We start from the raw sequence: 18,464 nt of genomic DNA, 5'->3' as shown, positions 1-18,464 counted from the left end.
TTTCTCTTTTAGCGAATGCGTAACAAGAATAGCAAAGCGCTACTTTGTCCAAGCACAATTTCACGCGAGGGACGAGCGCCGAGGCGAACCATTAAAGTAAGAATAACCATGACCCGCATATTTACCGACCTCTAAAGAACGCGATGCTGAGGCCATGCTTTTAAATCTTTGTCTTTTTAAAAGTAGTTAGAATAAAAATCACTTTAATAGAATAGTGTGTTTTATAGTTCATGGTGCGCTGGGCGCACCCTACACTAAACGCTATGAATCAAGCTAAATTCAAAATATCCTACTCCCCAACCATCCCCAAAAACTCATCCTCACCCACCACTTTCACGCCTAACTTCTCAGCCTTCGCCATTTTAGAGCCTGCTTTTTCACCTGCCAGCAGCGCTGTAGTCTTCGCAGAGATGCTACCCGATACTTTTGCGCCTAAGGCTTGCAGTTTAGCCTTGGCCTCATCACGCGCCATACTAGATAATGCACCAGTAATGACCCACGTTTGCCCATCAAGAGGTAAATGACTTGATGACTTTTTCTCAACTTTATCCCAATACACACCAGCTGCTAGCAAAGCATTGATGACTTCGATATTGTGCGGCGCGCGAAAGAATTCGTAGGCCAGCTCAGCGGTAATCGTACCGACATCAGGGGTTTGGATTAGCGTCTCGATATCGGCTGTCATTAAGCGCTCTAAATCACCAAACTGCTGGGTGAAATTCTGCGCGGTGCCTTCACCAACACCGCGAATACCAAGCGCGTAGATAAAGCGAGATAGCGTGGTATGTTTGCTAGCCTCTATTGCTTTGATAATATTTTGTACCGACTTCTCGCCCATCTTCTCGAAAGTAATCATTTGCTCTTGATGGTTATGCAGCTGATAAATATCAGCGACGGTCTTGACCAGTCCTTGCTCAAAGAAGCTAATCAGCCAGCGCTCGCCTAGCCCATCGATATCCATGGCTCGGCGCGAGACAAAATGAATCAGCGCCTCTTGCTGCTGGGCAGGACAAAATAGTCCACCAGTACAACGTGCTAGCGCTTCATCTTCAGGTAGTATTACTGGGGAGTCGCATACGGGACAGTTTTCAGGTAGGACGGCTGGCTGGCTATCGGCTGGACGCTGATCATGCCAAACGCGTGAAATTTTAGGGATGACGTCCCCTGCGCGATGCACACTGACCATGTCGCCTGCGCGAACATCTAAGCGTTGAATCTCACCAAAATTATGCAAAGTGACATTACTGACGGTGACGCCACCGACTTTTACAGGTTCTAGCTTGCCTACTGGAGTGATGGCTCCCGTACGACCGACTTGCCATTCAATAGAATGTAGGCGCGTCATCACGGTCTCGGCAGGGAATTTATAAGCCGTTGCCCAACGCGGTTCACGCGAGAGATAGCCTAATTGCTGCTGCAATGCCAAGTTATTGACTTTGATGACCGTACCGTCAATCTCAAACGGCAGCTTGGCGCGCTTTTCGATCACCGACTCATAGTACTCTTGGGTTTCTCGTGGGTTCTTTACCACTCGCACGGCGCTGACACTAAAGCCGATGTCACCTAACCAAGCCAATGCGTCTGACTGCGTGTCGATACGTTCAGGTAAGCCTTGATTGACCGAGTACGCATAAAACGCGAGTGGACGACTGGCAGCTACCGCTGGATCAAGTTGGCGTAAGCTACCCGCAGCGGCATTGCGTGGATTGGCAAAGGTCTTTTCTTCCTTCTCCTCTGCTAGACGATTTAGTCGCTCAAAACCAGCCTTTGGCATCAGCACCTCACCGCGCACTTCTAATAGCTCGATATCAGCAGCATCGATAAGATATAACGGCAGATTGCGAATAGTTTTGGTGTTTTGAGTGATATCCTCACCAGTTTGCCCATCGCCGCGCGTCACCGCTTGTATAAATTTGCCATGCTGATATTTTAATGAAACGGCTAAGCCATCGAGTTTTAGCTCGACTTCATATTCAGGGTTTTTCTGAGCATCACTTAGACGGTCATTGACGCGGCGCATAAAGTCACGTAAGTCATCATATTCAAAGACATTGCCTAGCGATAGCATAGGAATATCATGAGTCACTTGCGTAAAGGCTGATAATGGTATATCGCCCACTGTATTAATCGGGCTATCTGGCTGTACTAAATCAGGGTACTGTTCTTCAATCTTGATTAACGACAGGCGCAATTGATCGTACTCACTGTCTTCAAGTATAGGATTATCAAGGACGTAATAAGCGTTATTATGAGTTTTTAGGGCAGCTATTAACGTCCGCATTTTATTGATAATGGTTTTATCGTGAACGGAGGGCGTTTCTTGAGGGCTAGTTTCAGCATTGGTATTTTTTGAATCGGTCATAGTCGGTATCTATCGATTTATAATAACGACTATCATAACAATTTGAGGATACATTTACACGAGCGACTGAGACAAAAACGCAGCCCGATAAAATCAAAAGCTGCGTTTATTAAAACTAGGGTGTGGCTCTATTCGCCATAATCACGCACTTGGTTGCGCAGTTGCTGCTTGTATTCAGCAGTGATGGATTCGTTATTCTCATCGAGAATCATAGCGTCCAAATCATTAGCCATCATATAGGCGATGCTCATCATACTATCAAAGCTACGCAGCGCTTGCGGATGTGGCAGTGACAAAAACACCACTATGCCATTATAGCTATCCGTCGCCACACTATGTGGATCAAAAGGTGCAATGCCGTTATCAGTGATACCCATCATACTGAACCACAACATGCCTGTGCCATCTTTTTGCTCATAGCGATGGAACATATTCATCGCTCCAAAGCGCAAACCGTATTTGTCAATCAAAGTCAATAAGTCACGACCACGAATGATAGCAGGCGAACGGTCACGATACTGGTGCGGCAAGATGGTGATATTAATATTGTCTTTGGCGTTAATCAACGGACCATTTTGCGCCTCATTCACAGGTGCGAGCAGGTGCTGATCAAGAACAGGACTATTATCATCAAACTCAGGCTCATCGGCAGTGTCGATCACGGGCATCAGACTATCAGTCGCTGACATTAGACTTGAAAAGGCATCTGGCTCTTGGACGCCAGCTTGATAGTCGCTATCCCTATCGCTCAGCTCTTGTGAAAAATGAGTAAACTCAGCATCATCAGCGTGCCGCTGCTCTGCTTGCCAGCGCTGATAGTCCTCATCCTCATCGAAGCTGTCTGTCTCGCTATGACTTTGCGCCGCCGCTTCATTGGGATAGCTATACTCTGGAGTCAGCGGCTCATCATCTATCACTGCCTGTAAATAATTACGATCAGGGCCAATGGTCGTCTCACCTGCTACGGTATCTTGCAAGTCGGGCTGATCCACGACATTACGCTCATGACGCGGGATAATAGGAATACCGTTTTTATCATAGCTCACAGCATTTATTTCAGCGCTTTGGCGACGCTTAAAGCTACGAGTGACCATAAACAGTCCTGCAAGGACAATAAGCGCAGCAATAGCAATCAACATAAACTGAATAGCGGTCATGAGAGACACATCCTAATAACGACGATAAATGAGAATAAACAACAAGATATAAATGGCAATAGTTTAGCATGGCTACCCTATGGCGTCATCAATTTGTATCGGATCTGCGCTGGGTTTAATTTTAGCTATCAGCAGTCTCTATTAATAAGTATTCAATATGTTCTAGCGGATTCAATCATTCTCACCTCGCTGAGCCATACTTTTAACTTAACTAGCCATACTCTTAACTTAACTAATAATACCTAGCTATCGATATAGCGAGCCGCTTCATCGAGTGACACGCTCACTAGCATTGAGATGCCTGCGCTGGGCATCGTGATACCTTTGAGCTCATCAGCGATCTGCATGGTCAGCTTATTATGGCTAATAAAGATAAACTGCACCTCATCGGCAAGATCTGTGATTAAGCTAGTAAAGCGCGCGACATTAGCATCATCAAGTGGCGCATCGACTTCATCGAGCACACAAAACGGCGCTGGATGCTGCTTAAATATCGCAAAGATCAAGCTTAGCGCAGTTAATGTTTTTTCACCGCCGGATAGGACCGCTAAGCGACTATTACGCTTGCCTTTGGGCTGTGCCATTAAGGTAAGTCCTGCGCGCCATTGCTCCGCTTTTGACTCTTCTACCGGTATATCATCAGTATTTAGCGTGAGGCTGGCTTGACCACCGCCGAATACTTTGGCAAACAGCTTGGCAAGCTCTGTGTTGACACTATCCAGCGTCTGCATAAATAGCGTCTTAGTGGTCTCATCAATAGCGGCAATCGCCTCAGTTAGCGTCGCCATGCTAGCGGCAATATCTTGGGTTTGCTGGGCAAGCGGCTCTAGACGTTCGTTGACGTCATCAAGCTCGCTAATAGCCGCTAAATTAACAGGGCCGATTTTACTCAGTTGCTGCTCAAGTTTGGCAGACTCAGCTTGTAGCTCGCTGATTTTGTCAGGGCGCACACGGCGCTCATGGGTAATAAAGTCTGTCAGTAAGCTTGAGACACTGATCACGGGTTGCGACGCGGGCTCTTTATTAGCGTCATTTATCTGTTGATACTTATCTAGAGCCTCTTGAGTGCGCAAAATGCGCTCTTGCAATTTTGCCTCACTAAGCGCTAGTTGAGTCGATAGGCTTGCCAGCTCCGCTTGCTGATTTTGCAAATTAGTTTGCGCCAGTTCTAGCTCCTCTTCTTGCTGGCTATAGTCTTGTTTGAGCGCCGCTAAAGCGCTATTACGCTCTGCTAATAACAGCTGCTGATCGTCACGCTTTAGCTGAACGGTTTGTAACTTTGTTTGTAAACTAGGTAATTGCTGCTGAAAGTTAGCAAGCTTTGAGCGCAGTGCTTTTTCGCTTTGTAGCGCTTGCTCGTAGACCGCGTTGACACGCGTAAGGCTGGTTGTAGTGTTCTCTAGAGACATCTCAACTTTTTGTAGGGTCAATTGTAGAGCCTGCCACGCCTTATCATCTAACTGACGGTTATGGCCGAGCTCATTGCGCTCAGCTTGCAGTTGCTGGTAGGCCGCCCGTGCCGCCTTTAGCTTAGGTATAAGCGCTGCTATGTTTTGCTCAATAGTCTGCTGATCACTACTCAGTGATTGCTGCTCTTCTACTAATTCTTGCCGTTCAGACTCTAATAATAATTTGTCAGCTTGCAATCGCTGTTTATCGGCTTGCAGTTGTTCTTGAGCCACTTGCAGGCGCTCATTCGCGGCTTGCTCGTCACTGAGTTGCTGCTGATAGCGATACTTATCTTGCGTTAAGCGCTCTGCTTGCGCACGGGTTTCTTCTAGGCTGATATTTAAGGTATCGAAGCTGGTTTGGGTGCGTTTTACAGCTTGCTGTTGGCTATCGATATGTACTTCAAGCTCATCAAGCTGAGTTTCTAATTCTTCTAAACGCGTGCGCTGCTGTAAACGTTGACTTAAAAACTGGCTATTTTGATTATTGTTTTTAGGGTCTTGCGCACTGGCAAACTTTGCGACATTGATCATCCCTAGGCTATGAACTATCCAGCCATCCGTAGTCAATAATAGCGCTGCTGCTGGCAAAGCTTGTAGGATAGTAGCAAGCTCATCGGTGATTTCATTGTCAGTAGCATCGTCAGTAACTTTGTTATCAGCGAGATATAAATAACACTGCTGCCATAATGCTAAAGCAGGCTGCGCTATTAGCTCAGATAAAGGCAAAACTTTAGCGCTAACCTCATCTGCTAGCTCATTGATAAAAGAGATTTGCTGGCTATTTTTTTGGTTATTCTGGCTAGCAGGCAACCATAAGCTATGATTTAACGGGTTTTTGATACTGCCCTGCCGCTGATGACTTATTAATGATGTTAAAAAAGGCGTCAGTGTTTGCGCTAAATTGGCTGATTGATTGCTTGAATAATCAACTGAGTCTGCAGCGGCATCGTTTAACTCACTCTCTATAAAGACCTGACTATCCAGCCACAGAGCTAATAAACTATCGAGTAAATCAGCGTACTGCTGACCTTGAGTGCTCAATTCAATCTGCTCACGTAAAGTGCTGATAGGTAGCTTGGGTAGATGAGCTACATGCTGAGCGCTTACTATTCCATCCTGAACCACAGCTTTGCCCTCTACAGTTTTATTGTCTGTAGTTTTGATAAGCTTTGGATGCAAAATCTTATGGAGAGTATCGTATTCACCAGCTAACGCGGCGCGTGATTTTTCCTGCTCGATCAGCTCGCGCTGCTGCACCGTTAGCTGCTGCTGCACACCATGCAATTGTGGTTGTAGCTCGCTCAAACGCTCCGCTACGCTGTCTTGTTGCCGCGCGTTTTGCTGCAAATGTTCTTTAAGCGTCTCTATCTGTACAAGAGGCGACTTATCATTATTAGTATCACTGCCGCTATCAGCACTACTGTCACTTTCGGTATTGCTCTTAGACTGTGATAATTGCGCCCATAACGCTTGCCAACTCTGCTCGCGGCGTGACCACTTATCTTCACTACCTTGCAAGCGCTGCTGTGATTGAGTATTTAGCGCTTGTTGTTGAAGAAGGCTGCGCTCACTGTGTTGCAGCTGCGTCTGTAGGTCTTGCGCCTGATACAAAGCGCGTTTTAGTGACGGCTCATCAGCGTCATAACGGGCGCGCCTCAACTTTAACTCATCGATCTGCGGGTGTAAATCAGCTAGCTCGGCTTGTTGCTCGGCTTGTCGGCTTTGTAGACTGACACTTTCAGCGTCGGCTTGCTGGCGTTGAATGTCTAAATTAATGAGCTGCTGATTGGCTTGCTCAAGTTGCGCTTGTACGCTTTGCAATTGCTGCTCGGCTTGTTGGAGCTCAAGCTGCTGCTGATAGTAAGTGCTCTGTGCCTCGTCTTTGAGCCACTGCTCCTGATTGATATGTGCGCTAAGCTTATCTAGCTTGGCTTTGATACGCTCATAATCCGTTTGCAACGTCGAGACGGTAGCGGTGCTATTATTATAAGCTTGTCTTTGCTGCTGCTGAGTATGCTTGGCTTGGTATAACTGCTGGATGGCCAGTTGCTGCTGCACATCGGCAATCGATAGAGTCAGCGCCTCATAACGCTCAGCGCTAGTCGCTTGCCTTGCTAAGCTCTTTTGTTGACGTACTAGCTCGCTTTGCATATCGTGCAGGCGCGCTAAATTATCTTGGGTGGTCTCTAACTTTTTTTGAGTTTCCTCACGGCGGGCTTGATAGCGTGAGACGCCTGCTGCCTCTTCAATAAATTCGCGTAATTGCATGGGGTTGGAGTCAACAATGCGTCCAATCATCCCCTGCTCAATCACCGCATAACTGCGTGCACCAAGTCCCGTCCCTAAAAAGACATCAACCACATCTCGGCGACGGCAGCGCGTGCCATTGATAAAGTAATCGGAGCGCCCCTCAAGATTGACTTGCCGACGCACCGACAGCTCTTGATAGAGGTTAAACTGATGGCGAATACCCGTCTGCTCATCTTGGGTATGCTCAAAGGTCAGCTCGACGCTAGCCACGCTCTTTGCCGCTTTATCTTGCGTACCAGCAAATATCACATCACTCATCGCGCCGCCACGTAATTGCTTGGCAGAGGTCTCGCCCAATACCCAACGGATAGCGTCTATGACATTGGATTTGCCACAGCCATTTGGCCCGACAATAGCGGTGATGCCACGAGGAAAGGTAAAAGTGGTTGCGTTAGCAAAGGATTTAAACCCTGCTAATTTTAGAGATTTAAGGCGCATGAATGAGTAATATACTTATAAAAACAGGCGGCCATTGTACCTGAAAATGTGGGAGATTTTGGAGGTTGTAGTAGCTAGTATTGTAGATAAAAACATTTAACCTAAAGCTTCATCTGCTTTGATTAAAAATACAATGGTAGATGCTGTCATATGAAGTATATAGCTAACTAAATACTCAGGTATCTCTCTAACTTCATTACCTGCACCATGACCAGCTACTTTATTACGAGCAACTTGAGAGCTTGCTATCAATACTTTTTTGTCTTTTAAAATATAACTCATCTATCATTAATCTTTATCCTTACTGTATTAGAAATTTAAATAGTAGTTGTTTGCTTGAAAACAGAACCCACCAAAAACAAAAAGGGCCACAATAAATAACTATTGCAGCCCTTGCTACTTATACCTTAAAAAACTAAATATCGATCGCTTTTTGACCCGCGAGCACTCTTAGCGTTCTTCCAACTTCACTGCTATAAGTTCGCTGCAAAATATCACTGACGAATATCCATTCCGACTGACAAGCTTCAGGTGTGATGGTGACCACCATATAGCCTCTTTGGCTAGAATTTGTATATTTTAATCCAGGTATCAATTGTAGCAATACCCCTTGCAAAGTTGCTGGTGGAATATTAGGCACATTCACCTCAAAGCCTGGCGAGCTGACAGAGCTTGTCGCAAACTCAACACCGATTGCCTCACCAGCGTCGTTAGTGAGGTTGTTTGCCCACGCATTATGCGAATCACCAGCGAGGACGACTAGGTTTTTATTTAGACTTTTGACAGTGCTTAACACTCGCTCACGTGCTGCGCCATAACCATCCCAAGCATCAATATTATAAGGGATAGGGGGCTCTTGCAAATTGGCTATATCTTGAGCGGTTAAGGTTTGCGGGCTAGTTTGTGATTTATCAACTAAAGCTAGATAAGCGGTGATACTTAGCCCTAATCTAGGATCGGCGAGGTTTAAAATAACGGGCGCAGGTATCGCCATACGTCCCATAAGAACTTGCTGACCTAAAACTTGCCAAGTCGCGGTTGATTGCTGTAGTTGACTGACTAGCCAATTATTCTGTTTGAGTCCTAACATCTGTCTTTCAGGATTATTGGTAGCCGTTTTAAAGGCGGCAGCGTCAATAAAGCGCTTTCCTGTGCTATCTACCTTAATAAAATTAACATAATTGAGCTGCACATCACGTCCGACAACTCGGGTGTCTAACATGTTTAGACTTAATAAATTACCGAAATCGAAGCGACGATATATTTCACTTTTGATCTCAGTACGTATCGGCATCCACTCATGATAAGCGGTAAATGCCGCTACCTTACGCTCATCCCAATCCCCTTCAGTAGCAGGTTGATGGTTTTCAGCACCATCGATATGAGCATTATTCGCGAACTCATGATCATCCCATACAGCAATCATAGGAAGAGCGGCATGCAAATCTTGTAAATCTGGATCTGACCTATACTGAGCATAACGCAGGCGATACTCGTTGATTTTAACGATTTCCTGCTCGGGTAGCACTTCACGATCAATAGATGCCGCATCCGCTGAAGCATAGGCTGGTACGGTATTTCCTTGGGCATTAGTAATAGTGCGCGCATACTCGTAAATATAATCGCCTAAATGGATGCAAACATCTAAATCATTGCGCTTGGCGGCATCTGCATAGACATGAAAGAACCCTGCTGGATAATTGGCACAGCTAAACACTGCCATTTTAACTTGGTTGATGTTGCCGACGGGTAAAGTTTTGGTTTTACCGATACGACTCACTGTATTGCCCACGACAAATTGATAATAGTAAATGGTATTAGGCTGTAAACCATTGACATCTACCTTGACGGTGTAATCCTTGACCGCGCTTGTAGTTACCTCACCTTGCTTAACGATGTCGCGCATTTGTGGATCACGACCCAGCACCCACTTAACAACAGGCTGAAAAGAACCTGCTCTTTGCAGTGTCACTCGTGTCCACAAAATGACTTTATCAGATAAAGGGTCACCACTGGCAACGCCATGATCAAAGCTAACAACGCCACTGGTGTTTGCATTGGAGTCATCATCGTCATCGCTACATCCTACTAGACCCAAACTACTAGCTCCGACAGCCGTGACCCCTACGGAACCAAAAGCTTTCATAAAACGACGTCTATTAAAGCCTGCTACATTTTGAGTACTGGATGGGATCTCATCTTCAGCATTGCTATCAGCACGTCCAGACGAGATACCATCGGTAAAAACATTGTGAATAACTCTTTCTGTTATAGAATTATCTTCATTGGCATCTATTTTTGCGCTTTTATCATCTTGTTGGCTCATAATCAGTGCTTCCTTATACTGTAGGTGATGACCTATCATCAACAGGCCGTTTGACTATCTTCCATGATAATCTATTGATTTAAATGAATAGAGATAAGCAAAATATTAGCATAAAGATTTGGGTAGCAGTATTCTATTATTCATAAAGCAACTTATTATTTTTTATACTAATATTCTAGATTAAATCACCCCAACCCCACTTAATAACAACTGCCCGCCTGCAAATAATAACAATATGCCAAAGGCGCGTTTGAGAGTTTGTGCAGGTAGTTTATAAGCTAGCTTGGCACCGACCTTTGCCATAATAAAGCTAATGACTGATATACATAAAAATCCGCTGATATGCACAAAACCAATCGTGCCCTCTGGTAAGTCGACCGTGTTTTGACCAAACCAAGCAAAGCCTAATGCCCCAGCAATCGCAATCGGTAAGCCGCAAGCGGCGGAAGTGCCCACAGACTGCTTCATCGTTAGCCCCGCCCAATTAAGGAACGGCACGGTTAAACTACCACCGCCAATACCGAAGATAGATGAGGCAAGACCAATGCCTGTACCCGCGCCAAACTGTGTACCAGCAGACGGCAGAGGCTTGTCCAATTGCTCTCTATTCGATAAAAACAGCATCTTTAAGGCGACTAGTAGTGCACCAACACCGATGATCGCTTGCAGCGCTTTACCATCGATCATATCGGCGACACCTGCACCGACTAAGCTACCGATGACTAAGCCTAGCGCCATCTTGCGCCAAATATCCCAGCGTACACCGCTACGCTTATTATGCGCGGTCAATGAGCTGATAGAAGTGACGACGATAGTCGCAAGCGAAGTACCAACGGCGAGATGGGTGACCACCTCAGGTGGGAAGCTGTAAGCGGTAAAAATCCAGACCAGTGCAGGCACGATAATCATCCCACCACCAACCCCAAATAGGCCTGCACAGACTCCTGCAAATGCACCTGCAATCACAAACCATACATATAACATTGTTAAAATCCTTTTTTGCTTATTTTTCGATACTTGGCTTACAGGGTAGCAAGCTCTTAGAGTACTTAGCTTCTATTGAGAGTGTTTTTAGATCATAATAGCGTCAGCATACAGCGCCGTACCAATCGGCACAGTATAGCAAGATTCCACCTAATCACAGCATCACAGCGACCAAACCTATGCCACACGCTAATAACTCCAAGTATCTTGAGACGCTAAAAATGGTGAATCATCGCCATGTGCCTAGCAGCCTCTCGACCAATAGTGAATTAATTGAGGCTATAAAAGATCAAAGTTTAAGTGCCGATCAGCCACATTTGCTAACTGCCGATACGCAAACGGCTGGACGCGGCCAACGAGGACGCTCTTGGCAGTCACCAGCAGGCAACGTTTATCTTTCGCTCTATCATCCTGTACGTATACCAATCAGTGGTTTGCTATCTTTAATTATCGGTGTTGAGCTGGCAAAGATGCCGGTTATTGCAGCTTTTAATAAGCAATTAATGGCGCAAGGATTAACTGCTATTGGCGTAAAATGGGCTAATGATTTAGGCTTTTACAAACCTTTAGAAGTAAACGTAAGCAATCATTCTAATACTAATAAGAATGGCAACAAAAGCTCAGAACCAACTGTCATTTACTTTAATAAGCTAGCAGGTATCTTGATTGAACCTGTATGGCAGGCAAATAAGTTGATTGGGATAGTCATGGGTGTTGGTCTTAATGTCCAAGCCACACCAAAATTAACGACTCATACTCTAGAAGGTATGAGCTATCAAGCGCTGAGTTTACAGGATATAAAACAGACGCTAGCATTAAATATGCCTGCTGATAGTCAAAACAATCTAGTTGATTCATTGCCTAGCCTAAAAGAGCTGTACGCACAAATTAGTCAGGCATTAATTGATGCATTAAGAGGCTTTGAGAGTATAGCTAAAGAGCAACTAGCTGAGCAAACAAAACCTATGCAAAAAAGCGCTAGCGAAAGCTTTATTGCAGAGTTTGATCAGTTAGATGCGCTAGCAGGCCTACGTACTCAAGTGAGCCAAAACCATGATGGTAATATACAGATCATAACGGGTTGTGCTGATGGCATTGATACAAACGGCTGTTTGCAATTACGTCAAGATAACGGTAAGCTTGCCACGCTTTTCACTGGTCGTATTGACGTCATTAATAATAGCTAAGCTATTGATATATTTTATAATTTACAGTCAAAGCGATATCAATTCAAAGTCAAATTTTACACTTATAGCTGCTAATTAAACCGCCCCTAAGAGGATAGTTATGCTTTGGCTAGATCTTGGCAATACCCGACTCAAATATTGGCTGACTGATGATGTCGGTCAAATCGTCTCGCATGATGCCAGACAGCATCTGCAATCGCCCGCTGAGCTACTTATGGGTCTCACCGATCGTTTTGAGCACTATGCGCCCGACTTTATCGGTATCTCATCGGTATTGGGAGATGAGCTCAACGGTCAAGTATCCAAGACGCTAAGCCGCTTAGACATTCCATTTGATTTCGTCACTGTCGATGCCGAGCACCCGCTCATGCATAGCGCTTATGACTCTAATCAGCTCGGCTGTGATCGTTGGTTACAGATGCTAGGCGCTGTTGATAAGAAAAAGCGCCAGTGCGTTATAGGCTGTGGTACAGCGGTTACGATCGATCTGATTGACCATGCCCAGCATTTAGGCGGCTATATCTTTCCTAGTATCTATCTGCAACGTGAATCGCTGTTTTCAGGAACTAAGCAAATTACCATCTCTAACGGTACTTTTGATAGTATTACCCAAGGTATAAATACTCAAGATGCGGTACATCGCGGTATTTTATTATCCATCGTTGGGTCAATCAATGAGATCAGCCGTCGTCATCCTAACTTTGAGCTGATCATGACAGGTGGCGACGCTAGAATGATCGCCCAACACGTCAGCCGATCAGTACGCCTGCGCGATGATTTATTATTAAATGGACTAGCGCGTTATTTTGATCATCGTCAGCAGTTGGCTGATTAGCGTTTTATAATGAAAATAATGGCAATAAAAGAGCAGCTCGTCACAGACGAGCTGCTCTTTTATTATATAAAGGCGTTATTAAAACTTTATGCGCCAGGTTACGCTTTGCTAACCGCACCCTACATTGATTCTCTGGTTTGAAGAAATAGCAGTAACGACTATTTTGTCTCGTTAAATAACTCACGACCAATGAGCATACGGCGAATCTCGCTGGTGCCAGCGCCAATCTCATATAGCTTGGCATCACGCCATAAGCGACCTAACGGATACTCATTAGTATAGCCATTACCACCAAAGATTTGAATACCCTCGCCTGCCATCCATGTGGCTTTTTCAGCGCACCAAAGTATGACACTAGCACAGTCTTTGCGAACCTGACGAGTGTGACCAGCGCCTTGCGCATCTAACATATCGAGATTCTTACCGACAGTATATAAAAAACTACGACCCGCTTGCAATATGGTGTACATATCGGCAACCTTACCTTGAATCAATTGAAATTCACCGATAGCTTGACCAAACTGTTTACGATCGTGAATATAAGGCACGACATTATCCATAACCGATTGCATGATACCAATAGGCCCTGCGGCCAATACCGCGCGCTCGTAATCAAGCCCACTCATCAGCACCTTAACGCCCTCATTTAAATTGCCCAAAATATTATCTTTAGGTACTTCAACATTATTAAAGACCATCTCACCTGTATGACTACCACGCATACCTAGTTTATCTAGCTTCTGCGCGGTACCGAAACCTTCCATACCTTTCTCAATGATAAAGGCAGTGATACCTTGCGCGCCAAGCTCAGGATTGGTCTTAGCATAGACCACCATTACATCAGCATCGGGACCATTAGTAATCCACATTTTGCTACCGTTTAGCACATAAGCATCCCCTTTTTCTTCAGCTTTTAGCTTCATGCTAGTCACATCAGAACCTGCGCCCGTCTCACTCATAGCCAAAGCGCCGATGAACTCACCAGTGATAAGCTTCGGTAAGAATTTCTGCTTTTGTGCCTCGGAGCCGTTGCGCTTAATCTGATTAACACATAAGTTTGAATGAGCACCGTAGCTCAAACCAATAGAGGCTGACGCGCGGCTAATCTCTTCCATCGCCACCATGTGCGCAACATAGCCCATATTAGCGCCACCGTATTCTTCAGGCACAGTGATACCATGCAAGCCTAAATCACCCATTTTTTGCCAAAGATCCATCGGAAACTCATCACTGCTATCAATCTCGCCAGCGCGCGGAGCAATCTCTTTGGCAGCGAACTGTGCCACGACATCGCGCAAAGCATCAATATCTTCGCCAAGCTGAAAATTTAAACCAGGTAAACTCATTATCTATCCTTAATTATTTGATGTTTTAAATTTTGATATTTTTTAAAATTTATTTTTAGAACTTAGTCTTAAAAGGTCGTCTTCAAGAATTACGCTTATTAATCAAAGCACGCGCGACGTTAGAGTCGTTACGGCGTCCTAAAAATGCGCTAATGCGCTCGCCTGCGACAACTAATTTATCTAAATCAATACCAGTATGGATACCCATGCCATGCAGCATATACACCACATCTTCGGTTGCGACATTACCCGTAGCGCCTTTGGCATAGGGACAACCGCCGAGGCCCGCTACTGAGGTATCAAATTCGCTAACACCCATCTCAAGCGCCGCTAAAGTATTGCTTAGCGCTTGCCCATAAGTATCATGGAAATGCCCTGAGATATGCTCAATATCTATATATTCTAATGCGGCTTGCAAAGCCTTTTTTACCTTTATAGGTGTGCCTACCCCAATGGTATCAGCGATGCCGATCTGCTCCGCACCGATTGCTACTAAGCGTTTGGTGACATAAGCGACTTGGCTGGGGTCAATCTCGCCCTCATAAGGACAGCCGACCGTGCAAGAGATAACGCCTCGAACTTTGATGCCTTGCGCCTTGGCAGCAGCGGCTACTGGCGCAAAACGCGCAATGCTCTCATCGATACTACAATTGATATTTTTTTGACTAAAGGTTTCGCTAGCGGAAGCAAAGATAACCACCTCATCAGGGCGATGCACAGTAGCATTCTCAAAGCCGCGCATATTGGGCACAAGCACGGAATAGATAACGTCATTCGATCTGCTAGGCATAAGCGCAGTCATCAAGTCACTATTATCGCCCATCTGTGGCATCCATTTAGGGGAGACAAAGCTAGTGGTTTCAATCTTCTTAACTCCTGCCGCGATTAAATCTTCGATTAGCGCTTGCTTGACCGCTGTCGGCACTGTCTTTGACTCGTTTTGTAGTCCATCACGCGGACTGACGTCAACGATAGAAACGTGCTTTGGATAAGCGTTATTCATAGTTATTATCCTTAAACTTCGCTGGTCTCACTATCAATACGTAATAGCTCATCACCATCAGCGACCAAGTCACCCGCTGCAAACAACAGTTCAGCTACTACCCCATCCGTTGGTGCAGTGATGGTATGCTCAATTTTCATCGCTTCAATCACAGCGAGCGCATCACCTTGATTGACACTATCCCCAACCGCTACTTTAAAGGCAATCACTTGTCCTGGCATCGGCGACTTTAGACTGCCTACTGCGGCAGACTCTTCACCGACATGCGCCATGACGTCGATGAGTTTAATCTGATCACGACCAGCATCGGTGAAAACATGTATCGTATCGTTGTAGATCCAGCTTTGGGCACTAATACGTGCGCCATTTAGCCATAGAGTATGATTGTGCGCGTCATCACTACTATAGCTGACTTGTGCTTCAAAGACAGGTGCAACTGATGCCTCAGCTTGCTCGTCGCCAACTGGGTCATGTTTGATTACTAGCTTAAAGTGACTTAGATTCTCTGCGCTTTTCTTATCTGCATTATTATTAATATTCTGCCATTCCCTAATATTTGCAACATAGGGCTGCTGATCATAAGACAAACTAAACTTGCGCGTATAATTCGTATAAGCACGGAATCCTGAAGGCCGATTAAAGGGATCATACTTATAATGACTATTAGCATTAGCAGCTTTAAACTCATTCGCCAACTGCTGTACAATCGCAGTAGTAGCCAGCGTTGATAGCTCAAGTGGCTGCTGATTAAACAGCTCATCCGCTTCACGTTCAATCAAAGCGGTATCAAGATTTGGCTGACTAAAAGAGTCAGTGTTAATAACATAACGCAAAAACGCTACGTTATTGGGCAGTCCAACAATGCGGGTTAAAGCTAAAGAGCGATCCAGCTTCGCTAAAGCTTGCGCGCGAGTTGGCGCATGGACGATGAGCTTGGCAATCATAGAGTCGTAAAATGGACTAATCACATCGCCTTCGCGTACGCCATCATCGATACGGACATCTTTGCCATTTTCATCAATAATAAAAGTACTGTGTGCTGGCTTTTGATAACTAAACAGCGTGCCCGTCGCAGGCAAGAAATCATTATCTGGATTTTCAGCACAAATTCGCGCCTCAACCGCATGACCGTTTATCTTCAGATCCTCTTGAGATTTAGGTAATTTCTGACCAGCAGCCACCAGTAATTGCCATTCAACCAAATCCACGCCCGTAATCGCTTCAGTAACGGGATGCTCGACTTGCAGGCGAGTATTCATCTCCATGAAATAAAAACTCATACCCTCGGGACGCTGCTCAACGATAAACTCCACCGTACCCGCACCGACATATTCAACCGCGCGCGCCGCTTCTATCGCAGCTTTACCCATAGCGCTACGCATGGACTCATCGACGTCAGGCGCAGGCGCTTCCTCAAGCACCTTTTGATGACGACGTTGCACAGAGCAATCACGCTCGAACAGATGCACGTAATTACCGTGACTATCACCGAAGACTTGGATTTCGATATGGCGCGGTTTGAGGGCGTACTTTTCGATGAGGACTTGGTCATTACCAAAGCTAGTAATGGCTTCACGGCGACAAGAGTCTAATAAGTCGCTAAACGCTTTACTGTTTTCAACAATACGCATGCCTTTACCGCCGCCACCTGCACTGGCTTTAATCAGCACGGGATAGCCAATCTCATCCGCTTGCGTTTGCAGGAATTTAGCATCTTGATTATCACCATGATAGCCCGGAATCAGCGGTACGTTTGCCGCTTCCATCAAGCGCTTAGACTCTGATTTGCCGCCCATCGCTCGAATAGCATCAGCAGATGGTCCAATAAACACTAAGCTTGCGTCTATACATGCCTGCGCGAAGTCGGCGTTCTCACTCAAAAACCCATAGCCTGGGTGAATGGCCTGTGCGCCGCGCTCCTTGGCAATATCAATGATAGCATCACCTTTAAGATAGCTGTCTTTTGGTGCAGAGCCGCCAAGGTAGACGGCTTCATCACAGACTGCTACGTGCTTGGCATGGCGGTCCGCGTCAGAGTAGACAGCAACGGTGCGAACGCCTAAACGCTTGGCAGTAGCCGCTACTCGGCAAGCAATTTCACCACGGTTGGCAATTAGTATTTTGGAGAACATAGTGAGTCCCATGCTTAGTATTTATTTGTTTACTGTTTTATTGAAGATTGTTTAATTGCTTATCGTTATTACTGTACGAACCAATCAGGCTTACGCTTTTGCAAAAACGCTTGCACGCCTTCCTTACCTTGCTTTGACGAGCGAATATCGGCAATCTCTTTTACCGTGTCAGCGATTAACCCATCCGTAATAGTTTCGCCTGCAATATCATGCAAAAGTCGCTTGCACGTCTTAACCGCTTCAGGACTATTATTGACAATCTTGGCACCTATTACAGCCACGCTATCTTGCAACTCGTCTGCATTAACTCGCTCGTGAATAAAGCCAAGTTGACGCGCTTTTTTGGCATCGAATACTTCAGCGGTTAAAAAGTAACGTTGTGAGGCACGCGCGCCCAAGGCCTTTATGACATAAGGGCTAATCGTCGCTGGAGCGAGACCTAAACGTACTTCGCTAAGACAAAAGTTAGCGTTTTTAACCGCGATGGCCACATCACAGACAGCGACTAGACCCATGCCACCGGCATAAACATCACCTTGAATAGCAGCAACTGTTGGCTTAGGACACTCATAAATAGTCTTAAGCATCTGTGCTAATTTATCTGCGTCTGCTAAGTTTTCTTCATAGTCATAATCTGCCATCGCGCGCATCCAGTTTAGATCGGCTCCTGCACAAAAAGCTTTGCCCGCCGCTGCTAACACAATCACCCGAACATCATCAGTTTGACCTAATCGCTCGAAAACGGATGTCAACTCGCTAATCATCTCATCATTAAAAGCATTGCGAATCTCAGGACGATTTAAAGTTACTGTTGCAACGTGATTTTCTATCGTTACTAGTAAGTTTTTATAGTTAGTCATATTCAGTTATTCCTGTTTTTCGTGCTACTCATCAAGGTCATTTTGGCTTAGCACTTTATAAAATGGCGGGTTA

The 18,464-nt window shown here is 45.4% G+C and carries 12 protein-coding genes; 2 read left to right on the top strand and 10 right to left on the bottom strand.

What is annotated here, in order from left to right; all coding sequences use genetic code 11:
- Window positions 1–289: 289 nt before the first annotated feature.
- The 6 genes from ligA to Q9G97_RS02030 all read right to left on the bottom strand — a co-directional run bounded on the left by ligA (window position 290) and on the right by Q9G97_RS02030 (window position 11,028).
- Window positions 290–2,362: an NAD-dependent DNA ligase LigA gene (gene ligA, locus Q9G97_RS02055; RefSeq protein ID WP_305899535.1), complete on the bottom strand. Its 2,073-nt coding sequence runs from the start codon at window positions 2,360–2,362 to the stop codon at window positions 290–292.
- 128 nt (window positions 2,363–2,490) lie between these two features.
- Complete coding sequence (locus tag Q9G97_RS02050) at window positions 2,491–3,519, bottom strand: cell division protein ZipA C-terminal FtsZ-binding domain-containing protein (RefSeq protein WP_305899534.1); 1,029 nt, start codon at window positions 3,517–3,519, stop codon at window positions 2,491–2,493.
- Between the two features lie 242 nt (window positions 3,520–3,761).
- Complete coding sequence (locus tag Q9G97_RS02045; protein WP_305899533.1) at window positions 3,762–7,718, bottom strand: AAA family ATPase; 3,957 nt, start codon at window positions 7,716–7,718, stop codon at window positions 3,762–3,764.
- Between the two features lie 96 nt (window positions 7,719–7,814).
- A complete protein-coding gene (locus tag Q9G97_RS02040; protein WP_305899532.1) occupies window positions 7,815–8,000 on the bottom strand; it encodes a hypothetical protein in 186 nt (61 codons plus the stop codon).
- A 133-nt stretch (window positions 8,001–8,133) separates the two neighbouring features.
- On the bottom strand, window positions 8,134–10,044 hold the full coding sequence (locus tag Q9G97_RS02035; RefSeq protein WP_305899531.1) for an alkaline phosphatase: 1,911 nt from the start codon (window positions 10,042–10,044) through the stop codon (window positions 8,134–8,136).
- 180 nt (window positions 10,045–10,224) lie between these two features.
- Entirely contained in the window at window positions 10,225–11,028 is an 804-nt protein-coding gene (locus Q9G97_RS02030; RefSeq protein WP_305899530.1) for a sulfite exporter TauE/SafE family protein, read from the bottom strand.
- Window positions 11,029–11,207: 179 nt separating this feature from the next.
- Here Q9G97_RS02030 and Q9G97_RS02025 point away from each other — a divergent pair, with 179 nt between their 5' ends.
- Together Q9G97_RS02025 and Q9G97_RS02020 are read left to right on the top strand one after the other, a co-directional pair.
- Window positions 11,208–12,215, top strand: coding sequence for a biotin--[acetyl-CoA-carboxylase] ligase (locus Q9G97_RS02025; protein WP_305899529.1), 1,008 nt, complete (start codon window positions 11,208–11,210; stop codon window positions 12,213–12,215).
- Between the two features lie 100 nt (window positions 12,216–12,315).
- A complete protein-coding gene (locus tag Q9G97_RS02020) occupies window positions 12,316–13,050 on the top strand; it encodes a pantothenate kinase (RefSeq protein WP_305899528.1) in 735 nt (244 codons plus the stop codon).
- A 158-nt stretch (window positions 13,051–13,208) separates the two neighbouring features.
- Here Q9G97_RS02020 and Q9G97_RS02015 read toward each other — a convergent pair whose 3' ends face one another.
- From Q9G97_RS02015 to Q9G97_RS02000, 4 genes are all read right to left on the bottom strand, one after another.
- Window positions 13,209–14,396 (bottom strand): isovaleryl-CoA dehydrogenase, encoded by a 1,188-nt coding sequence (locus tag Q9G97_RS02015; RefSeq protein WP_305899527.1) that lies wholly within the window; start codon window positions 14,394–14,396, stop codon window positions 13,209–13,211.
- Between the two features lie 82 nt (window positions 14,397–14,478).
- Window positions 14,479–15,399 (bottom strand): hydroxymethylglutaryl-CoA lyase, encoded by a 921-nt coding sequence (locus Q9G97_RS02010; protein WP_305899526.1) that lies wholly within the window; start codon window positions 15,397–15,399, stop codon window positions 14,479–14,481.
- An 11-nt stretch (window positions 15,400–15,410) separates the two neighbouring features.
- Window positions 15,411–17,531: an acetyl/propionyl/methylcrotonyl-CoA carboxylase subunit alpha gene (locus Q9G97_RS02005; protein ID WP_305899525.1), complete on the bottom strand. Its 2,121-nt coding sequence runs from the start codon at window positions 17,529–17,531 to the stop codon at window positions 15,411–15,413.
- A 68-nt stretch (window positions 17,532–17,599) separates the two neighbouring features.
- On the bottom strand, window positions 17,600–18,391 hold the full coding sequence (locus Q9G97_RS02000; RefSeq protein WP_305899524.1) for an enoyl-CoA hydratase/isomerase family protein: 792 nt from the start codon (window positions 18,389–18,391) through the stop codon (window positions 17,600–17,602).
- Window positions 18,392–18,464: the final 73 nt, after the last annotated feature.

Source organism: Psychrobacter sp. M13 (assembly GCF_030718935.1).
GTDB lineage: Bacteria > Pseudomonadota > Gammaproteobacteria > Pseudomonadales > Moraxellaceae > Psychrobacter > Psychrobacter immobilis_G.
The sequence above is the reverse complement of the archived record's forward strand: the minus strand, read 5'-3'. Positions and strand labels throughout refer to the sequence as shown.

Coding starts and splice junctions, on each gene's coding strand:
- ligA (WP_305899535.1), bottom strand. CDS start 2,362: ATGACCGATTCAAAAAATACCAATGCTGAAACTAGCCCTCAAGAAACG.
- Q9G97_RS02050 (WP_305899534.1), bottom strand. CDS start 3,519: ATGACCGCTATTCAGTTTATGTTGATTGCTATTGCTGCGCTTATTGTC.
- Q9G97_RS02045 (WP_305899533.1), bottom strand. CDS start 7,718: ATGCGCCTTAAATCTCTAAAATTAGCAGGGTTTAAATCCTTTGCTAAC.
- Q9G97_RS02040 (WP_305899532.1), bottom strand. CDS start 8,000: ATGAGTTATATTTTAAAAGACAAAAAAGTATTGATAGCAAGCTCTCAA.
- Q9G97_RS02035 (WP_305899531.1), bottom strand. CDS start 10,044: ATGAGCCAACAAGATGATAAAAGCGCAAAAATAGATGCCAATGAAGAT.
- Q9G97_RS02030 (WP_305899530.1), bottom strand. CDS start 11,028: ATGTTATATGTATGGTTTGTGATTGCAGGTGCATTTGCAGGAGTCTGT.
- Q9G97_RS02025 (WP_305899529.1), top strand. CDS start 11,208: ATGCCACACGCTAATAACTCCAAGTATCTTGAGACGCTAAAAATGGTG.
- Q9G97_RS02020 (WP_305899528.1), top strand. CDS start 12,316: ATGCTTTGGCTAGATCTTGGCAATACCCGACTCAAATATTGGCTGACT.
- Q9G97_RS02015 (WP_305899527.1), bottom strand. CDS start 14,396: ATGAGTTTACCTGGTTTAAATTTTCAGCTTGGCGAAGATATTGATGCT.
- Q9G97_RS02010 (WP_305899526.1), bottom strand. CDS start 15,399: ATGAATAACGCTTATCCAAAGCACGTTTCTATCGTTGACGTCAGTCCG.
- Q9G97_RS02005 (WP_305899525.1), bottom strand. CDS start 17,531: ATGTTCTCCAAAATACTAATTGCCAACCGTGGTGAAATTGCTTGCCGA.
- Q9G97_RS02000 (WP_305899524.1), bottom strand. CDS start 18,391: ATGACTAACTATAAAAACTTACTAGTAACGATAGAAAATCACGTTGCA.